The 19,950-nt window shown below is 63.2% G+C and carries 14 protein-coding genes; 3 read left to right on the top strand and 11 right to left on the bottom strand.

Annotated elements, in window-relative coordinates; translation table 11 throughout:
- Window positions 1–86: 86 nt before the first annotated feature.
- From vioE to GCN74_RS09830, 6 genes are all read right to left on the bottom strand, one after another.
- Window positions 87–668: a violacein biosynthesis enzyme VioE gene (vioE, locus tag GCN74_RS09855; protein ID WP_152256503.1), complete on the bottom strand. Its 582-nt coding sequence runs from the start codon at window positions 666–668 to the stop codon at window positions 87–89.
- Between the two features lie 9 nt (window positions 669–677).
- Window positions 678–1,796, bottom strand: coding sequence for a tryptophan hydroxylase (locus tag GCN74_RS09850; RefSeq protein WP_152256502.1), 1,119 nt, complete (start codon window positions 1,794–1,796; stop codon window positions 678–680).
- Window positions 1,796–3,085, bottom strand: a complete 1,290-nt coding sequence (locus tag GCN74_RS09845) for an FAD-dependent oxidoreductase (protein WP_152256501.1) — start codon at window positions 3,083–3,085, stop codon at window positions 1,796–1,798. The genes GCN74_RS09850 and GCN74_RS09845 overlap by 1 nt, the downstream gene beginning before the upstream one ends.
- 1 nt (window position 3,086) lies before the next feature.
- Window positions 3,087–6,104 carry an iminophenyl-pyruvate dimer synthase VioB gene (gene vioB / locus GCN74_RS09840; RefSeq protein ID WP_152256500.1) on the bottom strand — a complete coding sequence of 1,006 codons (3,018 nt, stop codon included), beginning with the start codon at window positions 6,102–6,104 and terminating at the stop codon, window positions 3,087–3,089.
- Window positions 6,101–7,411 (bottom strand): FAD-dependent oxidoreductase, encoded by a 1,311-nt coding sequence (locus GCN74_RS09835; protein ID WP_152256499.1) that lies wholly within the window; start codon window positions 7,409–7,411, stop codon window positions 6,101–6,103. The genes vioB and GCN74_RS09835 overlap by 4 nt, the downstream gene beginning before the upstream one ends.
- A 657-nt stretch (window positions 7,412–8,068) precedes the next feature.
- Window positions 8,069–10,222 (bottom strand): TonB-dependent receptor, encoded by a 2,154-nt coding sequence (locus GCN74_RS09830; RefSeq protein WP_152256498.1) that lies wholly within the window; start codon window positions 10,220–10,222, stop codon window positions 8,069–8,071.
- Window positions 10,223–10,587: 365 nt separating this feature from the next.
- On the opposite strand from GCN74_RS09830, the gene GCN74_RS09825 reads away from it, so the two are divergent.
- On the top strand, window positions 10,588–12,819 hold the full coding sequence (locus GCN74_RS09825; protein ID WP_152256497.1) for an NADP-dependent isocitrate dehydrogenase: 2,232 nt from the start codon (window positions 10,588–10,590) through the stop codon (window positions 12,817–12,819).
- A 95-nt stretch (window positions 12,820–12,914) separates the two neighbouring features.
- On the opposite strand, the gene GCN74_RS09820 is transcribed toward GCN74_RS09825, so the two are convergent.
- The 3 genes from GCN74_RS09820 to GCN74_RS09810 all read right to left on the bottom strand — a co-directional run bounded on the left by GCN74_RS09820 (window position 12,915) and on the right by GCN74_RS09810 (window position 15,249).
- Window positions 12,915–13,358 (bottom strand): DUF411 domain-containing protein, encoded by a 444-nt coding sequence (locus tag GCN74_RS09820; RefSeq protein WP_152256496.1) that lies wholly within the window; start codon window positions 13,356–13,358, stop codon window positions 12,915–12,917.
- A 102-nt stretch (window positions 13,359–13,460) separates the two neighbouring features.
- Window positions 13,461–13,874, bottom strand: coding sequence for a hypothetical protein (locus GCN74_RS09815; RefSeq protein ID WP_152256495.1), 414 nt, complete (start codon window positions 13,872–13,874; stop codon window positions 13,461–13,463).
- Window positions 13,875–13,905: 31 nt separating this feature from the next.
- Entirely contained in the window at window positions 13,906–15,249 is a 1,344-nt protein-coding gene (locus tag GCN74_RS09810) for a bifunctional diguanylate cyclase/phosphodiesterase (protein WP_152256494.1), read from the bottom strand.
- 257 nt (window positions 15,250–15,506) lie between these two features.
- Here GCN74_RS09810 and GCN74_RS09805 point away from each other — a divergent pair, with 257 nt between their 5' ends.
- Window positions 15,507–17,123: a hypothetical protein gene (locus GCN74_RS09805; RefSeq protein WP_152256493.1), complete on the top strand. Its 1,617-nt coding sequence runs from the start codon at window positions 15,507–15,509 to the stop codon at window positions 17,121–17,123.
- Between the two features lie 75 nt (window positions 17,124–17,198).
- On the opposite strand, the gene GCN74_RS09800 is transcribed toward GCN74_RS09805, so the two are convergent.
- Window positions 17,199–18,563 (bottom strand): amino acid permease, encoded by a 1,365-nt coding sequence (locus tag GCN74_RS09800; RefSeq protein WP_152256492.1) that lies wholly within the window; start codon window positions 18,561–18,563, stop codon window positions 17,199–17,201.
- Window positions 18,564–18,751: 188 nt separating this feature from the next.
- On the opposite strand from GCN74_RS09800, the gene GCN74_RS09795 reads away from it, so the two are divergent.
- Window positions 18,752–19,435 (top strand): YoaK family protein, encoded by a 684-nt coding sequence (locus GCN74_RS09795; protein WP_152256491.1) that lies wholly within the window; start codon window positions 18,752–18,754, stop codon window positions 19,433–19,435.
- Here the strand turns inward: GCN74_RS09795 and GCN74_RS09790 are convergent.
- Window positions 19,432–19,884 carry an acyl-CoA thioesterase gene (locus GCN74_RS09790; RefSeq protein ID WP_226938967.1) on the bottom strand — a complete coding sequence of 151 codons (453 nt, stop codon included), beginning with the start codon at window positions 19,882–19,884 and terminating at the stop codon, window positions 19,432–19,434. The genes GCN74_RS09795 and GCN74_RS09790 overlap by 4 nt on opposite strands.
- Window positions 19,885–19,950: the final 66 nt, after the last annotated feature.

Raw genomic sequence — 19,950 nt, 5'->3', positions numbered from 1 at the left:
TATCCTTCAAGAGTAAAGACTAAAACACTCGCCAGGCGTGGCGCACGCCCTGGCCGCATGCGGTTCGTGCACGCGCCACGCCCTGGTCAGGTGTTGCAAGACGTAAAAACGCTGTCCGGAATGTCGCCGACAAACAGGTTGGGAAAGTCGCGTACCGAACGGTGCTGCGGGTCGTTGCCGGTGACCATGCGCAGCAGGCGGTTGCCGCCGGCCTGCAGGTAATAGGCCGACGGCGGCTTGCCTGCCCGCTCGACTACCCAGGCGTCCGCTTCCTGGCCCAGCACGGTGTGGCGGCCGTCGTGGCGGGCGCCACCGTCAAGCAGCACCGCTTGCGGCAGGAACAAGTCATGGAACGGCGTCACTTCATCGGCCAGCGCCGTCCCCTGCAGCTGCTCGCCAGTTGCTTCCGCTTGCCTTGCGTACGCCACTTTCTGCTTGCGGCTTTGTTCACGCCTGGCGTCGCCGATTTCCGACATCCACAGCAGGTGTCCATGTTCCTTCTCCGACCAGGGGTTGAACAGGCCGTCGATGCGGCAGATATTGCGCGCATAGTCGAACCAGCAATAGCCGGACGTGACCTGGTCATCGTCCAGCATCGGCGTCCAGTACGATATATAAGCGCTGCTCCATTGCATCGGCAGCAGCGGCGGGGAGATGTGTGCAGACATGGCGGCTCCCTAGCGATCCAGCGCGTAGCCAAGGCTGGCCATCAGCGCTTCTTGTAGCGACGGCAAGTCCTTGCGGCGCGCATCGAAGCTGGCGGTCAGCTCTGCATTGCTCAGTCCGATACGCTGGTCCACGCTTTCAAACCACAGGCGGCTGCTGTTGGCGTGGTCCTTGAACAATTGCATCAAGGGCACGGCGCGGGCATTGAAGCTGTCCAGAGCGGCGGCCGTACCGGTTTCGGTATCGAGGATCTTGACCAGCAGCAGGGCTGCCACCACCGCCATGGTGGTGCCATGGCCGATGGAAAAATGCCCCGATTGCAGCGCATCGCCCAGCAGGATGAACTTGCCGTCGCAGGCCCGCTTGTGGCTGACGGTCATGAAGTTGCGCCAGCCCTGGCCCGGTTGGCTGAGCAGCTCGTGTTCTCCGAGTTCGGCCTGGAACGTTTTGGCGATATATGCGGCGGCCTCGCGCTCGGAAAGCCCTTCCAGCCCGGCCTTGGCGTACGTCTCTTCGCTGCATTCGACGATAAAGGTGCTCATCGTGTCCGAATATTTGTAGGCATGGCCGATGAAAATGCCTTGCTTATTGCTGCGGAACACCAGATTCATCTGCTCGAACAGCTGGGTGGTGCCATACCAGATGTATTTGTTGCGGCCGAAATCGATGTGCGGCGCCAGCGCTGGCGTCAATTCCAGCGATTTGTAATTGACGCCGTTCGATACCACCACCAGGTCGTATTCGGCTTCCAGCTGCGCCGTGTCCGCCGGCGGCGTTTCGTAGCGGATGGCGATGCCGGCCGCCACGCACTTGGCGCGCAGGGCCTGCACCAGTACCTGGCGCCCGACGCCGCACAGGGTAACGCCCGTGCTCATCAGGTTGGGCTGGTCGTGATGCACGAGCTTGAACTCTTCCAGGAACTGCGGATTGAGCCGTTCCGGCTGCTCCAGGTAGGAGAGCGGGTTGGCGGGATGGCGCGGCGGCCGTCCCGGCAGCACCACGCCCCAGCCCAGCACTTCTTCCGGGGTATTTTTTTCCGTAATGCTGATATTCCAGCCGGGCCGGGCCTGTTTCATCTGGCTGGCGAAGAGCAGGCCTGCGGGGCCTGCGCCGATGACGAGAATGTTCATTAGTTGACCCTCCCAAGTTTGTACCAAACGTTTTGCTTCCTCTGGATTTGCTGCAGTTCATCGTAAGGAATCGATGTAAAGAACAATTTATCCGCCATGTCCGGTGGATAAATACGGGGGAATCTCTGGTGCATGAAGCGGTTGTAGCGCGTCTGCAGGAAGAAAATCAGGCTGGGGTTGCTCAGCGCTTCGTAGTTGGCGATCGCCATGTCCTGCATGGCGTCCGCCTGTACCTTGCGCTGCTGCGTGAATTCGGCCAGGGTGGGAGCCAGCGCATTGCCGTGCTTTTCCAGCAAAGTAGCGAAGATATAGCTGTCTTCCAGCGCCATGTTCATGCCCTGGCCGAGGAACGGGGCAGTGGCGTGCGCCGCGTCGCCGATCAGCAGGACATGGTCCTTGTAATGGAAGGTGCTGGAGCGGACATTGATGAGGTCGTTGCTGGGCAGGGCGATAAACTGGTTTACCATCTCTTGCCGGCTGGCCGCCGGCAGCTTGTCGTAATAGCGGTCGAAGAAGGCCGTCATGGTTTCCCGGTTCAGCGTGTTCAAGCTGGGTGTGCCGGAATAGGGCAGGCAAATGACGAAGCTGACGCTGCCGTCCGGGATGGTGGCTGCGCGGCCGGCAAACTGGCCCTTGGAATTCATGCCGAAGAAATACAGCAAATCCTTCCTGAAACCCAGGCCTTCCGCATCCGGCAGCACGAGGGTCTTGTAGCCATGGCGAAAGAAGCTCTGCTTGAACTCAAAGCGCCGCATGCCGCTCTGCATGGCGCGCCGCACCGCGGAATGGGCGCCGTCGGCGCCGATGATCAGGTCGCCATGCAGGTGCTGCAGGGCGCCGTCGGGACCCTGGATCAGCACGACTTTCCTTTCCAGGTCGACATCCAGGCATTTATGCTCAAAGTAGTATTTCACTTCGTGCCTGGCGGCGTAGGTGTTTAACAGGCGCTGGAACGCGGACCTGTCCAGCGACAGCGGAAACAGGCCTTCGCGCCGGCTCAGTTCACGCACCTTGAATTTACCGCCGACGGAAAATGCCATGCCCAGGATGCGTTCGCCGCACAGCTCCAGCTCCTGCCTGCCGATGCCTGCAGCCAGCACTGCCTTGACGCCGCGCACGGTCATGGTGACGCCGATGGCGCGCGAGTTGACCGGATCGGCGGTTGCGGAAGCTTTCTGCAGCGGATCGCCGCGTTTTTCGACAACGTGGACGTCGTGTCCCCGTTGCGCCAGATAAATGGCGCTAAGGCTACCTGCCAGTCCGCCGCCGACGATGATGATTTTGTGCATTTCAGGCCTCTCTTGACATCTTTCCCCGAGATAAATCGGTTAGTTGCTGATTAAAAAACTCCAACATTTCTATCGGCGCCATGCCGATGACATCGCTCTCCAGGCTGCGCGCGTACTGCGCCAGCGCCAGGCATTTCTGCGCCAGCATGTCGCAGCCCTGGCTGTAGTCGCTGCTGACCCGGCTGCTGACGGGCTCGGGCACGGGCGGTCCCGCCTGGCGGCCGGGCAGGCCGGACGGCATGTTCATCAGGGCAGCGGACAGGGGGCGCAACAGGCCGGTCATGATGTCGATGGACGCATTCATCAGGCGCGAGCGGCGCAGGCTGCCCAGCGGCTGCTGCGCGAAATGGTGGGCCATCAACAGGAAGGTCAGCTCGTAGCAGCCTTGGTACAGCTGCATCAGCGCGCGGGCCTTTCCATCGGTCACCACCGTGCAGTCCGCGCGCGCTTCGAGCACGGGATTCTTCAGCGCCGGCAGCGCCGGCTCGAACGGCTTGCTGCAGGCGGAAAACCTGCCGGCGACGGCGCGCAGCCGCTGGAAGTGCGACGAGGCGAAATGCGGCGAATCGACGGCCACGCCTTCTCCCTGCTCGGTGACGAAGTCGATGGCGAACAGCGCGCTGTCGCGGCCGGACACTTCCAGCTGGTAGCCGGGATAGGCGCGGTTGGTCAGTTCTTTCAGGAACAGGTGGTGTTCGCCGCCGCGCTTGCCGGCGCCGCTCTCGAACAGGCCGGGCAGCTCGGCCAGGGCCCGCCGGATCGCGATGTAGAAGGTGGCGATGGACTTGCCGGGCGTGGGAATGTAGTCGGGCCATTCGAAACGCACGAAGCGGGCCAGCACATGCTCGGAAAATGGCTCGAATGCAAATTCCGTGTCCAGGCCGAATCGCTGGCGCGCCTGCTGGCCCAGTACCGGGGTGCCGCCATGGAACGGTTCCCCAAGCGCCATCAGCACATTGTTCACTAATAGGTAGTGAATCATTTCTTCATGGGCGATTTCCAGCAGCATGCCGCGCGTGCCGCTGTTGCGGCGCCGGTCGTCGGTGCCGCAGGCCAGTTCCAGCTCGGCCGGAAGCCAGCGGCCTGCCTGCACCAGCGCCGCGCCCTGCGCATAATTGGGAATGGAATACGCGGCATACAGGTACTGCAGCATGAGCGACAGTTCCAGGTCGATGGCCTTTTTCAGCTCCTCGATCAATTCTGCCCTGCAGCCGATGACATGCGGCACTGCCGGTTCCGGCACCGCCGCCCTGGCCGTTGCCTCGACCTGCGTCAGGTATTTCAGGAACAGGCGCGACTTTGGCAGCGACAGTTCGCGCGTGCTGGGCATGTAGTAGCTCTTGTCGCGGTTCTGCGGATCGCACATCTGCCACATCAGGCGGGAGTACGTTTCGCACTTGCACTGGTCCGCCAGGCTGAAGACCTTGTCCGACATGAATGGATAGACGAGCTCGTAGTAGCTCATCACATGCCGATAGAGGAAGGCGTAATCGACCTGTTCGGCCGGCACGTCGTCCAGATGCCAGTCGTCGGGCAGCACGCGCACGCCGAGGTACTGTTTGTGCTTGCCTGCTCCCAGCACGATGCGGGTTGCGCCCGGCTGGCGGCCCGTCAGGGTCAGCGCCGTGTAGCCATGCCCGAGCGGCGACGGCTGCTGGCATATGGCCAGCAGCGCGCCGTCCTCGGCCTGCGCCGGCAGGGCCGCAGGCGCCGCCAGTTCGCCGCGGAAGCGGCTTTGCACGGTGATGGTCTGCGGAAAATCCTCGTGCTTTCTCCCGTTCGGCGCTTCCAGATACAGCTGGTTGCTGTCCGACTGCAGCACCCAGTCGGCTTCGTCCCACTGCGCCAGCGCATTGCCCAGGCTGAGCGAGCCCGGGGCCGGGCCAGCGTGCTGCAGCGGCACATCGAAGACGCCGTGGTGGCGCCAGTAATCGCGGTACAGCCGTTCTGGGATGCATGCCAGCAAGGTGCCGGCGCCGTCATGCAGCAGCAGGTCGCCCAGCGCCTGCTTGCCGCCCAGGGCGTGCGTAGGATGCTGTTCCGAGACGGCACCCGCGTCGCGCGTGGTGAAGGGTATGGCGGTCGGCATGTTGAACGCAACGCGGTCCGCATGCACTTTCACCAGCACCGGTCCCAGGCTGCCCTGGCGCGGCTGCAGCAGGCGGCCGGACGGATAGGTGGCCAGCTCGTCGCGCCGCCACAGGCCGATGCTGCCGGCCAGGTCGTAGAACACGGGCGAGTCCGGTTTTTGCGGCGTCGACATATTGAACAGGGAATATTGCACCGTCAGGCCCAGCACCTCGTCGTCGTCCAGGGCTTGCTGCAAGGCATGCATGCTGGCCGGCAGCGGCAGGTCTCCATTGAACAGGAAATGCGGGTCTTGCTTGGCCACCGAAAACTGGAACAGCCTGCAGCGGCCAAATTCCTCGTCCAGGAAATGCCCGCTGCGTTCCGTGATATGGCCGCTGCCGAGCCAGCGCACCGAGTGCGCCTGCGCGATGTCGGCGGTGAACAGCGTGGGCGTGTTGGGTGTGGCCAGCTTGTCGCTCAAGGTGAACTGGCCGGCGTAGATCAGCGTGGTGTCCGGCTGGGCGGGGTTGTTGTCGATCCACCTGGCGCGGTTGAACGTCGTGCGCAGGTATTCGTTGTAGTGGCCCCACAGGGCCAGCTTGGCGCCCACCAGCGCGTCCCGCGTATCGACCTCGCCATCGCGCAGCTGGACGCCCGTGATCCTCGCGTTTTCCCACGAGAAATGGTTATTGCCGCAAAAATTATAGCCTGCCGCCTGGCTGAAGATGCCCTCCGGATCGGGCTTGCCCTCCGCATTGAAACGGGGGGCAAGCTGTTTCAGGTGCGCATGGAATTCGGCTGGCGGCCTGCTCAGGTCGACAGCCTCGCCCGCCATCGATACCGCATTCGTGGCGATATCGATGTTGCCGTGCGTATTGCGGTTTCCCGTCGGCACATTGGCGCGGGCAAATCCCCGAAAATGCAGGCGGGGGAAGTCAAGTAGGCTCATGCGCGCTCGGTCGAGGAAGTGATGAAGGTATCGTTGGCGGCGGCGACGTCTTCCAGTTGATCTAGCCGTTCCAGCAACAGACCGCTGGCTTGCTTGGCGCTGATCAGGCTGCCTTCCATCCAGCCGCAATGCGCGGTATAGGCATCCGAGCAGGAAATGATGCCGTCCTGGTGCAGCAGGACGGCCGGGTGCTCGGCTTCCGGCTCCACGCAAAACTCGACGCCATGCGGCCAGAACTTGTGGAAGTGCGCCTTGATCGGCGGCAGCGGCTGGCCATCGAGCGGCAGGACCTCTTCCAGGTGGCTGCGGACACGCTCCAGGTACACGGCTTCACCGAGCTCCAGGCTGTCCCGCCAGTAGCTGGCGCTTTTGCTGTCGTTGTAGAACAGCACGTACTTGTCGCCCTTGAAGTAGATCTTGCGCAGGGGATTGGCCGCCATCAGCACCTTGTCGGTCAGCCCCAGCGCGTCCCACCAGGCCGTGTCGAACGTGAGGAATCCCTTGAACAGGGGCAGCGAGTCGTACTGGAACGGACTCCAGGCGTTCGGGAAATCCAGGTTCAGGCGCGGCATGGCGGACGGCGGGATGGTCATCACCAGATGGCGTGTCCGGTGCATATGCGTGTCGCCCCGGTGGTTGAAGGCGAGTACATGGTGCTCATCGTCGGATTTCTCGACGGACAGCAATCGATGTTCGAGCCGGAATTCCACCCCGGCGGCCTGCGCCTGGTGCTGCAGCTGGCAGAGCAGCTCGTGGTAGCCATCGGTGGCATAGCGCCACTGGTTGGCGGCATTTTCCGTAAAGTGCTGCGTTTCCGGGTGCTTCTTGATGATGTCGTAGGCCATGGCCGCCGACACCATCGGCAGCAGCAGGGCGTCATAGCCGGTCGCCTTGATGATGTGGGTGGCCTTGGCGGCGCCCAGGTAATGGCTGACGAACTCGAGGAAGGAATCGTTCGGATGCTCCTTCAGCATCGGGCTCAGGCCATGCAAGGTTGCCTTCAGTTCTTCCAGCACGCTATCGTGCGAGATGACCTCGGTGAACGGGTAAACCGCATGCGGCAGTCCGCTGCCCTGCATGAGCTGCTGGAAATGCGGATGCAGCTGCGGCGAGTAGCGGGCGGCGCCGAGTTCGGCGATTTCCTCGCCATCGATTTTCCGCGACTGGATGCGGCCGCCTACGGTGGCATTCAGGTCGAATACCCGGATGCGCAGCTTCCTGTGGGCGGCGGCATTGATCAGGCGGTTGGCGCAAGTCAAGCCACCTATGCCGGCGCCAACGATGCAAATGTCAGAATACGTGCTCATATGAAATTCCTTTTTAACGTTCATTAATCAAAAAGCTGCAAAATCACTAGCAAAAGTTTCCCCAGCATGTGTAGGCAAGGGACGGGGGTGCGCTGCGTGCTACCGCACTTGGCGAGCGTTATCGGCTGGGGAGCGAAGAGCCTGACGAGAACGGGCGTTGTTTCTGGAATGGTCGATTCTTGGCAGCAGAGTTTCTGTTTCAAATCAAAGATGGCACCGACAGTAGCCCAGGCATCGGGCAGTCAATTTGATAAATATCAATGTAGTTGTCGTTTGCGGCAGCGCCGCTGTGGACGCGGCGATGCGTGCGGACCGCTTGTGCTGAGGTATCGAACCGTGACGCTTGCCCGTGGCGCCAGCGTGGAGGCATGCCTGGCATGGCGGAAAAGCGCGCTTGCGGGGGCAGTCTGCCGAGCCGTGGCGGCGAGGGGAGCGAAGAATGGAATGCGGGATGCGATGCGGGTGCTGCAGCCACCGCCCTGGTCCGTCAGGCAGCAGTCATGCCGGAAATTCGCCGTGTGCCGGCGGCGACAGGGCCGGCAACGGGGCCTGGCGCTGTCGGCGGTGGGGTGGTCTGCTTCTTGCTGTTTCTCTTTTTGCTTGCTATTGCCTTGATCTTGCTGCCGGCGCACAGTGCATGCCGGCAGCCGCTGCCCGTCAGAAATCCACGGCGGCCGACAGTTGCAGCGTGCGGGGCGCCGATTGCGAGATCGTGCCGTACGAGGCCACGCCGGCCCAGTAATGGCGGTCGAAGGCGTTCATCAGGCCGCCGCGCAAGGTGGTCGCCTTGCCGGCGATGGCCGTGCGGTAGCGCAGGCCCAGGTCCACCTTGGTCCAGGAGGGCACCGATTGCACGTTCGCCTGGTCCACATACTGCTTGCCGGTGTAGCTGACGGCGCCCGTGGCCGTCAGGCCGGGCCAGTACGGCAAGTCCCATTCGCCGCCCAGGTTGGCCATGGACGTGGGGACGCCCACGGGGCGCTTGCCCATGGTGGCGGTGCTGTTGGTCTTCACCAGGCGTCCGTCGAGCAAGGTGATGCCGGCCAGCAGGCGCACGGCCTTGCTGGCGGCGCCGGACAGGTTCAGTTCCAGGCCCCGGTTGCGCTGTTCGCTGTCCATGCTGTACACCTTGCCATACAGTGCGCCACTGGGCTTGCTGACCTGGAACACGGCCAGGGTTGCCAGCACCACGCCCAGGTCGGCCTTGGTGCCCACCTCGTACTGCTTGCTCTTGTAGGGCGCGAAGACCTGGCCCGCGTTGTCGGCGATGTTGGGCGCGATATCGCCCTTGCTCAAGCCCTCGATATAGTTCGCGTACAGCGACACGTGGCGCAATGGCTTGACGACGATGCCGGCCAGCGGCGTCCATGCCCCCTGCTTGTAGCGGGTGGTCAGCGCGCCCGTGCCGGCGTGGTAGTTTTTCGATTCGACCAGCTGGCGGCGTACACCCAGGGTCAGCTGCACGCGCTGGTCCAGCATGTCCAGGGTGTCGGCCACGGCCAGGCTGGACAGGGTGGAGGCGGACAGTTTCGGCGCGCGGGCGGGCGCGGCAATGCCGGGATCGGGCACGGCGACAGGGTGGTAGATATTCGAGGTGATGAGCTTGCCGGAATTGGCCACGCTGCCAAATTCGTCCTGGTAGACATTGCCCATCACGACCAGCGCATGCTCGATGCCGCCCGTGCGCAAGCGCGCGCGCACGCCCGTGTCCGCGCTGGCGCGGCGCACGCGGAATTTCCAGTTCATGGGCGTGACCGTCATGTCGCCCGCCGCGCTGGTGATGGTGGGCGTCTGGTCCGAATAACGCGAGACGTCCGAACGGGTGCCGCCTGCGTCGGCAAACACGGTGACGTTGTCGTTCAGGTCGTATTCGACCTTGCCCAGCGTGGCCAGGTCGTTGGATTTCCACCAGCCCCAGGACTGGGCGATGTTGCGGCGGCCATCGGGCGCGGCCGGCACGGGCAGGCGCGCGGCGACGAGGAAGGGACGCGTGGGCGCGTCGATCCACTGGTATTGCTCGATCACGTCGAGCGAGGCGCGCAGGCGCCGGCCCTGGTAATCGAGGGCGACGGCCGCCACTTCCGCGCGCGAACGCTGGTGGTCGAGCGGCGTCTTGCCCTGGCGGTGCAAGCCATTGAAGCGGATGCCGAAGCGCCGCTCCTCGCCGAAGCGGCGGCTGACGTCGATGGCCGCGCCCAGCTGCGCGCTGGAACCGGCATCGACGGTCAGTCGCGTCAGGTCGCGCGGCAAGGAGCGTTTCGGCACGGCATTGACGACACCGCCCACGCCGCCATTCGGCGACATGCCGTACAGCAGGGCAGCGGGTCCCTTGAGCACTTCCACGCTTTGCAGGTATTCCGTGAACAGGTGGTAGTTGGGCGAGACGCCGTACACGCCGTCGAATGCCACTTCGCTCAGATTACCCTCGTTGAGGGGGAAGCCGCGGATGAAGAAGGAATCCGTGACGCCGCCGATCTGGCCCGTGAAACGGGTGGACGGGTCGCCGCCCAGTACTTCGGCCAGGGTCAGCGCCTGCTGGTCCAGCATGCGCTGGCTGGTATAGCTGTTGACGCTGAACGGCGTATCGAGCAAGTCTTTTTCGCCCAGCATGCCGGCGCGCGCGCTTTTGGCGATCTGTCCGCCGGCGTCCGCTTCGGCTTGTCCGTTGACCAGCACGGTGGCTATCGCAGTGGAGGCATCGCTTGTCGCCTGGGCGACCGCCTGCGGCGTCACGCTGGCAACGAGCAGGCCGGCGAGGATCAAACGGCTGGTGAGGTGGGGAAGGGCTGGGGGGAAGTGTGGAGTCGGCATCAGGTCAAACGTGTAAAGTTGGTAGAGAGGAAACTGCGCCAACTATACTATAAATGAGAATCATTTAGATTTAAAATTGCGGAAATATCCATTATTGCCGTGGCCGCATACATGTGCCGCGCGTGCCGGATGCCTATTTCAGGCCGGAAAATGGCCATCCTGGGCCGGCAGTTCCAGATATTTGCTGTCTTATATAAGATTCGTCGCCATCGGATACACAAACAGCGGCAGGACAGTCTAAAATACGTGGTGGGCAAGCACGGCGTCACCGCCGGCACACTAGCCGTCCAAAGCAAGGCTAACCGTCCTGTGTTTGGAATGAAGAAAGTTAACCACCAGGCATCACCGCATACAAGGGAATGAACATGGCAACACAAAAATCCAAAATCATCTACACGCTGACTGACGAGGCGCCGCTGCTCGCGACGTATTCCCTGCTGCCAATTATCAAAAAATTCACCGCGCCGGCTGGCGTGGACGTGGTCTCCAGCGATATTTCGGTGGCGGCCCGTGTACTGGCTGAATTTCCCGAATTCCTGACGGACGCGCAAAAAGTCCCGAACACCCTGGCTGAACTGGGCAAGCTGACCCAACTGGCCGACACCAACATCATCAAACTGCCGAACATCAGCGCTTCGCAAGGCCAGCTGATCGCCTGCGTGCGCGAATTGCAAGGCCGTGGCTACAAGCTGCCGGACTATCCGGAAGACGCGAAGACGGACGAAGAAAAAGCCCTGAAAGCACGCTACGGCAAGTGCATCGGCAGCTCGGTCAATCCGGTCTTGCGTGAAGGCAACTCCGACCGCCGCGCCCCGAAGGCCGTCAAAGAGTACGCGCGCAAGCACCCGCATTCGATGGGCGAGTGGAGCCAGGCGTCGCAAACCCACGTTTCGCACATGCATCATGGCGACTTCTACCATGGCGAAAAATCGCTGACCCTGGAAAAGGCCCGCGACGTCAAGATGGAACTGGTCACGGCGTCGGGCAAGACCATCGTGCTGAAACCGAAGGTTTCCCTGCAAGCGGGCGAAATCATCGACAGCATGTTCATGAGCAAGAAGGCGCTGCTGGAGTTCTACGAGAAGGAAATCGACGACGCCTTCAAGACGGGCGTGATGTTCTCGCTGCACGTCAAGGCCACCATGATGAAAGTGTCGCACCCGATCGTCTTCGGCCACTGCGTGCGCATTTTCTACAAGGACGCGTTCGCCAAGCACGCCGAACTGTTCGACAAACTGGGTGTCAATGTCAACAACGGCATGAGCAACCTGTACGACAAGATCGAGACCCTGCCAGCGTCGCAAAAGGATGAAATCCTGAAGGACCTGCACGCTTGCCACGCCAACCGTCCTGAGCTGGCGATGGTCGATTCGGCCAAGGGCATCACCAACTTCCACTCGCCGAACGACATCATCGTCGACGCGTCGATGCCAGCCATGATCCGTATCGGCGGCAAGATGTGGGGTGCCGATGGCCGTCCGAAAGACGTCAAGGCAGTCATGCCGGAATCGACGTTCGCGCGCATCTACCAGGAAATGATCGGCTTCTGCAAATGGCATGGCAACTTCGATCCGAAGACCATGGGCACCGTGCCGAACGTGGGCCTGATGGCGCAGCAAGCGGAAGAATACGGTTCGCACGACAAGACGTTTGAAGTGCCGGAAGGCGGCATCGCCAACATCACCGACCTGGAAACGGGCGAAGTGCTGCTGACGCAAACGGTGGAAGAGGGCGACATCTGGCGCATGTGCCAGGTCAAGGACGCACCGATCCGCGACTGGGTCAAGCTGGCCGTCACGCGCGCGCGCAACTCGGGCATGCCTGCCGTGTTCTGGCTCGATTCCTACCGTCCGCACGAGAACGAAGTCATCAAGAAGGTACAGGTTTACCTGAAGGATCACGACACCAAGGGCCTGGACATCCAGATCATGTCGCAGACGCGCGCCATGCGCTACACCCTGGAACGCGCGTTCCGCGGCCTGGACACCATCTCCGTGACCGGCAACATCCTGCGCGATTACCTGACCGACCTGTTCCCGATCCTGGAACTGGGCACGTCCGCCAAGATGCTGTCGATCGTGCCGCTGATGGCCGGTGGCGGCATGTACGAAACGGGCGCCGGTGGTTCGGCACCGAAGCACGTCAAGCAGCTGGTGGAAGAAAACCATCTGCGCTGGGATTCGCTGGGCGAGTTCCTGGCCCTGGCCGTGTCGCTGGAAGACATGGGCATCAAGACGGGCAATGCGAAGGCCAAAGTCCTCGCGAAAACCCTGGACGAAGCGACGGGCAAGCTGCTGGACAACAATAAGTCGCCATCGCCACGGACCGGCGAGCTGGACAACCGCGGCAGCCATTTCTACCTGGCCATGTACTGGGCGCAAGCCCTGGCGGCACAGAAGGATGACGCGGAACTGGCGGCCCACTTTGCGCCGGTGGCCAAGGCCCTGGCCGACAACGAAGAAAAGATCGTTGCCGAGCTGAAAGTAGTACAAGGCAAGGAAATGGATATCGGCGGCTACTACCTGCCAGATCCAGCGAAGACGGAAGCAGTCATGCGTCCGAGCGCCAGCCTGAATGCCGTGCTGGACAGCATCTAAGGCAGTCCTGGCAGGCAGTCGGTTCCTGACTGCTGCCGGATAAAAAAAACGCCGCCGGAAGCGATTCCGGCGGCGTTTTTCATTTGCGTTCAGTCTTACTTGTAGTGCTTGTAGACCTCGGTGCTGCCATTGTTCTTGACCAGCAAGACGTCATACGCATCCTTGCGCGGCCCTTCCATGCCTGGCGAGCCCATGGGCATTGCCGGCACGGCCAGGCCCTTGGCCTTGGGTTGGTCGCGCAGCAGCTGCTTGATGTCGCTGGCCGGGACATGGCCTTCGATGGCGTAGCCGCCGACGAGACCCGTGTGGCAGGAGCCGAGTGCATCGGGAATGCCGGCCAGCTTGCGGTATTGCGCCGGCATTTCCACGTTTTTCGCGCGCACCGTAAAGCCGTTCGCTTCCAGGTGCTTGATCCATTCGGAACAGCAGCCGCACGAGGCGCTCTTGTAGACTTCAACGACGGGCAGGGCCGCCATGGCGAACGTGGGCAGGCTCAGCAGGGCGGCGAAGGCGCCGCGCAGTAATAAATGTTTGATCATGGTGATGCTTTCATACGAATGAGGTCTGTCATGGCCGCCTTGGCGGCCTGTTTTTTGAGGGGGATTTGCGCGCGCGCAGCGGGCCAGATGTGCTGGCTGCGCTCAGGCGGAAAACTGTTTCGGGGGCCGGCGCGGGCCGTCGGGAATGAATCCCGCCAGCAAGGGGGTGTTTGCGGCAGTGGCTAGTTGCGCGCCGGTGCAGGCGGCGGGAGGCAGGGCCAGGCAGGGCGGCATCAGCGCGCCCAGGCAAAACCCCGAACAGGCGCCGCAGGCGGGGGGCTTGGCAGGGGCCTTGCCATTTTCCGGCGTACCGTCGCTGTCCGCGACGGCGGATGGCAGCGCACCGTGATGCCGGCATGCCGCGGTCATGGCGGCGGCAGGCGATGCATGTACGGGGCCGGGCGGCGCGCACAGCCGCATGGTGCCCGCAGCGGCCGCCTGCAGCGGCACTGCCGCGATCAGCAGCAGGATCAGCCATGTTTTGAAGAGTCTTAGCATCGCCGGAAAGTATAGCATAGGGGCAATTTCCTTCGGGTACGGCCACCCGCTAGCGCGACGCCGCGGCGAGCACCTTCGATGCATACATGGCCCGGTCCGCATGGCGCAGCAGTTGCTGCATGGTATCGCCATCTTCCGGATAGTGGGCCACGCCGATGCTGACGGCGATCTGCAACGGGTGTCCGTTGCCCAGGTGCAGCGGCGCGGCCAGGGCCGCGTGGATCTTTTGCTCGATCAGGCTGACGTCCCCCGGGGTGGCCGTGCTTTCCAGGAGCACGACGAATTCATCGCCGCCCATCCTGGCCAGGGTGTCGGTTTCGCGCATGCAATCCCGCAGGCGGCTGGCCACCGTCTGCAGCAGCAGGTCGCCACAGGCATGGCCGTGGTCGTCGTTGACCCGCTTGAAGTTGTCGAGGTCCAGGAACAGCAGCGACAGCCGGCCTTCCTGGCGGTGCGCGCGCGCGAACGCCGTGTGCAGGCGGTCGTGGAACAGGCGGCGGTTCGGCAGGCGGGTCAGTTCGTCGTGCATGGCCATGAACTGCATCTGCGTCTGCAGTTGCTGGCGCTCGATGGCGGTGGCCAGCTGTTTGGCGACGAATTGCAGCAGATCCTGGTCCTGCTCCGTGCCGATGACGGCATCCTGGTCGCCCTGCAAGGCCAGCACGCCGATGCTGCCCAGCGAGGAATACAGCGGCACGGCGAGCCAGCACGAGGACAGGCCGCAGGCTGCCGTTTGCAGCGCCAGGGGCAGGCCGGCCAGCTGTCCCGCCTGCAGCAGCAGGGGGCGGCCGCTGCGCAGCACTTCATCGCACAGCAGGCTGGCCAGCGATGACGTGGGCTGGGGCGTGCTGTCGTGGGCATGGCAGGTCATGGGCGCTTGCGCGCCGTGTTCGCCATGCAGCAGCAAGGTCAGGCTGCGCGTGGGCAAGTGTTCGCCGATGATGTGCTGGATGCGGTGCAGCAGGGCGGGCAAGTCCTGCGTCGCCTGCATGGCTTCGGAGATGGCGTACAGCGCCGCCTGCTTTGCCTGCGCCTGTTTCAGCAGGGTAATGTCGCGCGCCACGGCCACGCGCAGCTGGTCGGCCGCGGACCAGCGGGCGGACCACATGATGTGCGCCAGGCTGCCATCCTTGCGCAGGTAGCGGTTTTCAAAGTGCGTCTGCGCATGGCCATCCATGATGGCGCGCGCGGCGGCCAGGGTGCGCGCGCGGTCGGCGGGGGCAACCATGTCGAGCATGAGCTTGCCGATCATTTCCTGCTGCGTGTAGCCGAAGATGCGTTCACAGGCCGTGCTGACGAACACAAAACGCCCGTCCACGTCGACCATGCACACGGCATCGAGCAACAAGTCGGTAAAGCTGGACAGCGGGGCGCGCAGAATCTTGTGTTCCATACTGGCATTTTAATGGACATTCCCGGCAGCGATTCAACTTGTTGGGGGTCGGCGAGGTGGGCGGCATGAAAATGTTTCATTTCCCCGACGCTCATGCTTTGCCGGTTATTGCCGTTAATGCAGTATTGCCATGCAGTACTTGCCACCACCTTGGATAAGGTGACGCAAGATTTGCCTGGCGCCAGGTAATTGCGAAAAATTCAACCATATCGATATTTTATGAAGCCCCTACCCGCCACTTGCAAGGTTACAGCGCCATGACCTCCATTTCTCCACTGTCAGGCTGGAACAGCGCCCCGCCGCGCACGTCCTCCGCCACGCCGAACCGCGCGGACGCCGCGTCGCCGTCGCACGTGTCCACGCCATCGTCCATCGTTGCTTTCAGTCCCGAGAGCGTGAACGGCAGCAACGGCGCGGCGGCGCTGCCGAAACCGCCGGTGGTGTGGGAAAGCGCCTCGCGCGACAAGGTGAGCGAGGCGATGACGAAAAGTTTTTCCTCGTATGCGTTTGGCGGCCGCTTCGGCGGCCTGGGCGCGGCCATGCTGGGACAGGCCAAGCTGGGAAACTACAATTTCTCGCAGGCGATGCGGCAACCGCCGCCCACTACCACGCCGAATGTCTACGGGGCGGCCGCCATCGCGCCGGGCAGCCTGCATGGCAATGGCGAAGACAATGTTTCCCTCAGCATCACCACCAGGAGCGGCGTGGAAGTCAAGCTGTCGCTTGACAGCCAGGGCGACGGCCTGGCCGTGCGGATGACGACGAGCGGCGAACTCGGCGAAGCTGAAACCCGCGCGCTGGGCGAGCTGGCGAAGGGCTTCCAGGACGCCATCGACGGCATGGGGCAAAGCACGCCGAAAATCAAGCTGGAGGGCCTGATGCAGTTCGACCAGCAGGTGCTGGAATCGGTGAAGCTGCATGCGGAAGTGAAGGTGCGCGGCGAGCTGGAAAGCGTGCAGACGCTGGACTTCCAGGCCGATGGCGCGCAGCGCAAGGTCGGCTTCAGCGGCGTGGCCGGTTCGCTGGACCTGAAGGTCGACGCCAGTCAGCTCAATACCCTGGGCAGCCGCGAGCGGCAGGCGAAGGCCCTGGGCAGCTACATGAAGCAGTTCGACCAGGCTGCCTCGCGCGGCCATGGCGACGCCGGCCTGATGGCCATGCTGAAGGACAGCTTTACTGCCTTGCACAGCAATACCGCCGCGCCGCAAACCGAGACAGCCATGCCGGAAACGGGCAAGTGGCGCCTGGCGGCCGAGGACAAGTCCATCCTGACAGGGCTGGCGGACTTCAGCGCCTCCGTGTCGCAGGCCGTCAAGTTCAGCAATCCCATGCGGGGCACGGAAAAGGATGGTTTCAACTATGAAGTGTCGCAGAAGACGGCACAGACCGGTGCCCGCCAGGATGAGCGCTCGATCCGGCAACAGCAGCAATCAAAGCTGAGCGCCAGCTTCCACCAGTCGCTGGTGGCCGGCGTGCCGCTGCGCCTGACGGACAACACGGAGTCGCAGAACTATACTTACCACCAGATCGAAGACACGGCCAGCAGCGATGCGCAGGTCGCGTACAAGGATGGCAAGCTGGTGCAGGCGAGCCTGCGGCAGGAAGCCAGCCAGTCCACGCATGTCAAGAAATATTTCCTGGGCAAGCTGGAATCGGACAAGACCACGCCGGGCAATTATTCCGTGCTGCGCGACCTGCTGCCCGTGCTGGGGTCGTACAAGTCGGGCGACAAGGACGCGACGTCCGAAGCGCGCATCGAGCAGCGCAAGCAGGCGCTGCTGGCCCTGAACGACGACGTGCTGCTGCAGTCGTATCCGGGCCAGACGATCAGCCTGTGGCAGGCCGATGTGCTGCCCGGGGAGGCGGTCGGTTAATTGCCTGCCGCCTGATATCAAAAAAGCCCGTCTTCCTGCGAAGACGGGCTTTTTGTTTGATGCAGAGCAAACAGCTTATGCCTTGGCCTTGTTCTGCTTGATCCAGTAGCCGATGCCCAGCGCAGCGAGCCACACGGGAATCAGGTAGACGGAGATGCGCAGGCCCGGCGTCAGATACATGATCACCAGGATGCCGGCCAGGAAGACCAGGCACAGGTAGTTGGTGAACGGGTAGCCCAGGCTCTGGAACAAGGTCGTCTTGCCTTCGAGCTTCTTCTGCGCGCGGAAGCGCAGGTGGATCCAGCTGATCATGGCCCAGTTGATGATCAGCGCCGACACCACGAGCCCCATCAGCACTTCGAACGCTTCGCCCGGCATGAAGTAATTGACCACCACGCAGGCGCCCGTGGCCAACGCCGACACGCCCAGGGCCACCAGCGGCACGCCGCGGCGGTTCAGGTGCAGCAGCGCGCGCGGCGCATTGCCTTGCTTGGCCAGGCCGAACAGCATGCGCGTGTTGCAGTAGACGCCGCTGTTGTAGACGGACAGGGCGGCCGTCAGCACCACCACGTTCAGGGCCGTGGCCACCAGGTTGCTGTCGAGCGCATGGAAGATCAGCACGAACGGGCTGCCGCCGGTGACGACGTTCTGCCACGGGTACAGCGACAGCAGGATGCCCAGCGCGCCGATGTAAAAGATCAGGATGCGGTAGATGGCCTGGTTGGTGGCGCGCGGGATCGTCGTGCTCGGGTCATCCGCCTCGGCCGCCGTGATGCCCACCAGTTCCAGGCCGCCGAACGAGAACATGATGACGGCCATGGCCATCACCAGGCCTTGCCAGCCGTTCGGGAAGAAGCCGCCGTGCTGCCACAGGTTGGCCACGGAGGCTTGCGGGCCCGCGTCGCCGGAGGCCAGCAGGTAGGCGCCGAAGACGATCATGCCGATGATGGCGACCACCTTGATGATGGCGAACCAGAATTCCATTTCGCCGAAGGCTTTGACATTCAGCAAGCTGATGGCGTTGATGGCGCAAAAGAAGACGAGGGCCGAGACCCAGGTGGGCACGCCGGGCCACCAGTACTGCACGTAGATGCCGACGGCCGTCAGTTCGGCCATGCTGACGAGCACATACAGCACCCAGTAGTTCCAGCCCGACAGGAAGCCGGGCAGGTGGCCGCAGTATTTGTCGGCAAAATAGCTGAAGGAGCCGGCGACGGGTTCGTCGACCACCATTTCGCCCAACTGGCGCATGATCAGAAAGGCGATGACGCCGGCGATGCCATAGCCCAGCAGCACGGAGGGGCCGGCCATCTTGATGGTTTGCGCGATGCCCAGAAACAGGCCGGTGCCGATGGCGCCGCCCAGGGCGATGAGCTGGATGTGGCGGCTTTTCAGGCCGCGCTTGAGCTCTTGTGGTTCGGTATTCCCGACTGCCGTCATATGTTTTGTCCTGTTTTTACGGGGCTGAGGTCGCTGATTCTAAAGCATGGGCGCGCAAATCAGGAGCGAAATGCATGTTGCACTGCGGGGGCGCAAGAAAAGCACGGTATCTTCGCTGAACGGCGCGCAAAACCCCTGCCGTCCGCAGCGCCTGCTTGGTATGATGGCGGCAAATTCAAGGAGAACGTATGAATGTTGCGCAGCGCAGCCGTTCGCAGGGCATCAGCCTGGGCTTTTTGGCCGGCTATGTCGATACCCTGGGCTTTGTCGCCCTGTTTGGCCTGTTCACGGCCCATGTGACGGGCAACTTCGTGCTGATCGGCGCGGCGCTGGCCAACGCCACGCATGCCTCGATCGCCCTCAAGCTGCTGGCGTTTCCCGCGTTTATCGTGGGCGTGGCGGCGGCGCGGCTGCTCAGCGTGGCGGCCGAACGCCGCGGCGGACCGGCGCTGCGCCTGACGCTGCTGCTGGAACTGGTGTTGCTGCTCGGTTTCATGGTGTTTGGCGTGCTGGCCGAACCGCTGGGGCCCGAACCGGGCGCGCTGGCCATGGCGGCCGGCCTGTTCGGCGCGGCGGCCATGGGCGCGCACAGCGCCATCAGCCGGCTGCTGCTGGCCCACCTGGCGCCCACGTCCATGATGACGGGCAATGTCACGCAAGTGGTGATCGATACGGTCGACGTGCTGCGCGGCGCGGCCGACGGCGCCACGCGCGAACGCTGCGTCAAATTCTTCTGGCCCCTGCTGGGCTTTGCCGCGGGCGCCATCCTGGCCGCCTTTGCCTACCTGGCCGTGGGCTTCGCCGCGCTGGCCGTGCCGCTGGTGATCCTGCTGGCGCTGATTGCGCTGGAACCGGCGCGCCTGCCGGCCTAGTCCTGCGCCGGCTGGCGCGCCGCGACGATGGCCGGTTCGTACACGGCCAGAAATTCCGCCGGCAAGCGGCGCGCGCGTCCGCTGCTCAATTCGATGCAGATCAATTCCCAGCGTCCGCGCACGACGGTGGCGCCGTCGCTGTCGCGGACCAGCTGGAAGCGCCGTTCCATGCTCGAGCGGCCGTCGCTGGCGCACAGCCAGGTGGCCAGGGTCAGCGCCTCGCCGGCCCGCGTGGGCAGCAGGTAGTCGTACTCGCCGCGGCGTATCGCCATGGCCCGGTCCAGGCGCCGGTAATCGTCCAGATCCAGTCCCAGGGTGGCCGAATGGTGCCAGCCGATATGTTCGCACCAGCGCACGTAGACGGCGTTGTTGGTGTGCTGCAAGCCATCGATGTCGGCCTCTTCGGGCGTGACGGGCAGGGTGTAGGCGTGCGGATAATCCCAGTTCAAGTGCGGTCCTTTCGATGCGGTGGCTGCCGATTGTACGTTCTTGCGGCGTTTCCTGCCTCCCGCGCA

Origin of the sequence: Janthinobacterium sp. FT14W (genome assembly GCF_009208755.1) — a bacterium.
In the GTDB taxonomy this organism is placed as follows: Bacteria; Pseudomonadota; Gammaproteobacteria; order Burkholderiales; family Burkholderiaceae_D; genus Janthinobacterium; species Janthinobacterium violaceinigrum.
This window is presented reverse-complemented; position numbering and strand designations above follow the sequence as displayed.

What these genes read in the sequence shown, in the direction of transcription:
- GCN74_RS09805 (WP_152256493.1), top strand. Translation starts at nt 15,507, where the DNA reads ATGACCTCCATTTCTCCACTGTCAGGCTGGAACAGCGCCCCGCCGCGC.
- GCN74_RS09850 (WP_152256502.1), bottom strand. Translation starts at nt 1,796, where the DNA reads ATGAACATTCTCGTCATCGGCGCAGGCCCCGCAGGCCTGCTCTTCGCC.
- GCN74_RS09800 (WP_152256492.1), bottom strand. Translation starts at nt 18,563, where the DNA reads ATGACGGCAGTCGGGAATACCGAACCACAAGAGCTCAAGCGCGGCCTG.
- GCN74_RS09795 (WP_152256491.1), top strand. Translation starts at nt 18,752, where the DNA reads ATGAATGTTGCGCAGCGCAGCCGTTCGCAGGGCATCAGCCTGGGCTTT.
- GCN74_RS09825 (WP_152256497.1), top strand. Translation starts at nt 10,588, where the DNA reads ATGGCAACACAAAAATCCAAAATCATCTACACGCTGACTGACGAGGCG.
- GCN74_RS09835 (WP_152256499.1), bottom strand. Translation starts at nt 7,411, where the DNA reads ATGAGCACGTATTCTGACATTTGCATCGTTGGCGCCGGCATAGGTGGC.
- GCN74_RS09820 (WP_152256496.1), bottom strand. Translation starts at nt 13,358, where the DNA reads ATGATCAAACATTTATTACTGCGCGGCGCCTTCGCCGCCCTGCTGAGC.
- vioE (WP_152256503.1), bottom strand. Translation starts at nt 668, where the DNA reads ATGTCTGCACACATCTCCCCGCCGCTGCTGCCGATGCAATGGAGCAGC.
- GCN74_RS09830 (WP_152256498.1), bottom strand. Translation starts at nt 10,222, where the DNA reads ATGCCGACTCCACACTTCCCCCCAGCCCTTCCCCACCTCACCAGCCGT.
- GCN74_RS09845 (WP_152256501.1), bottom strand. Translation starts at nt 3,085, where the DNA reads ATGCACAAAATCATCATCGTCGGCGGCGGACTGGCAGGTAGCCTTAGC.
- GCN74_RS09815 (WP_152256495.1), bottom strand. Translation starts at nt 13,874, where the DNA reads ATGCTATACTTTCCGGCGATGCTAAGACTCTTCAAAACATGGCTGATC.
- GCN74_RS09810 (WP_152256494.1), bottom strand. Translation starts at nt 15,249, where the DNA reads ATGGAACACAAGATTCTGCGCGCCCCGCTGTCCAGCTTTACCGACTTG.
- vioB (WP_152256500.1), bottom strand. Translation starts at nt 6,104, where the DNA reads ATGAGCCTACTTGACTTCCCCCGCCTGCATTTTCGGGGATTTGCCCGC.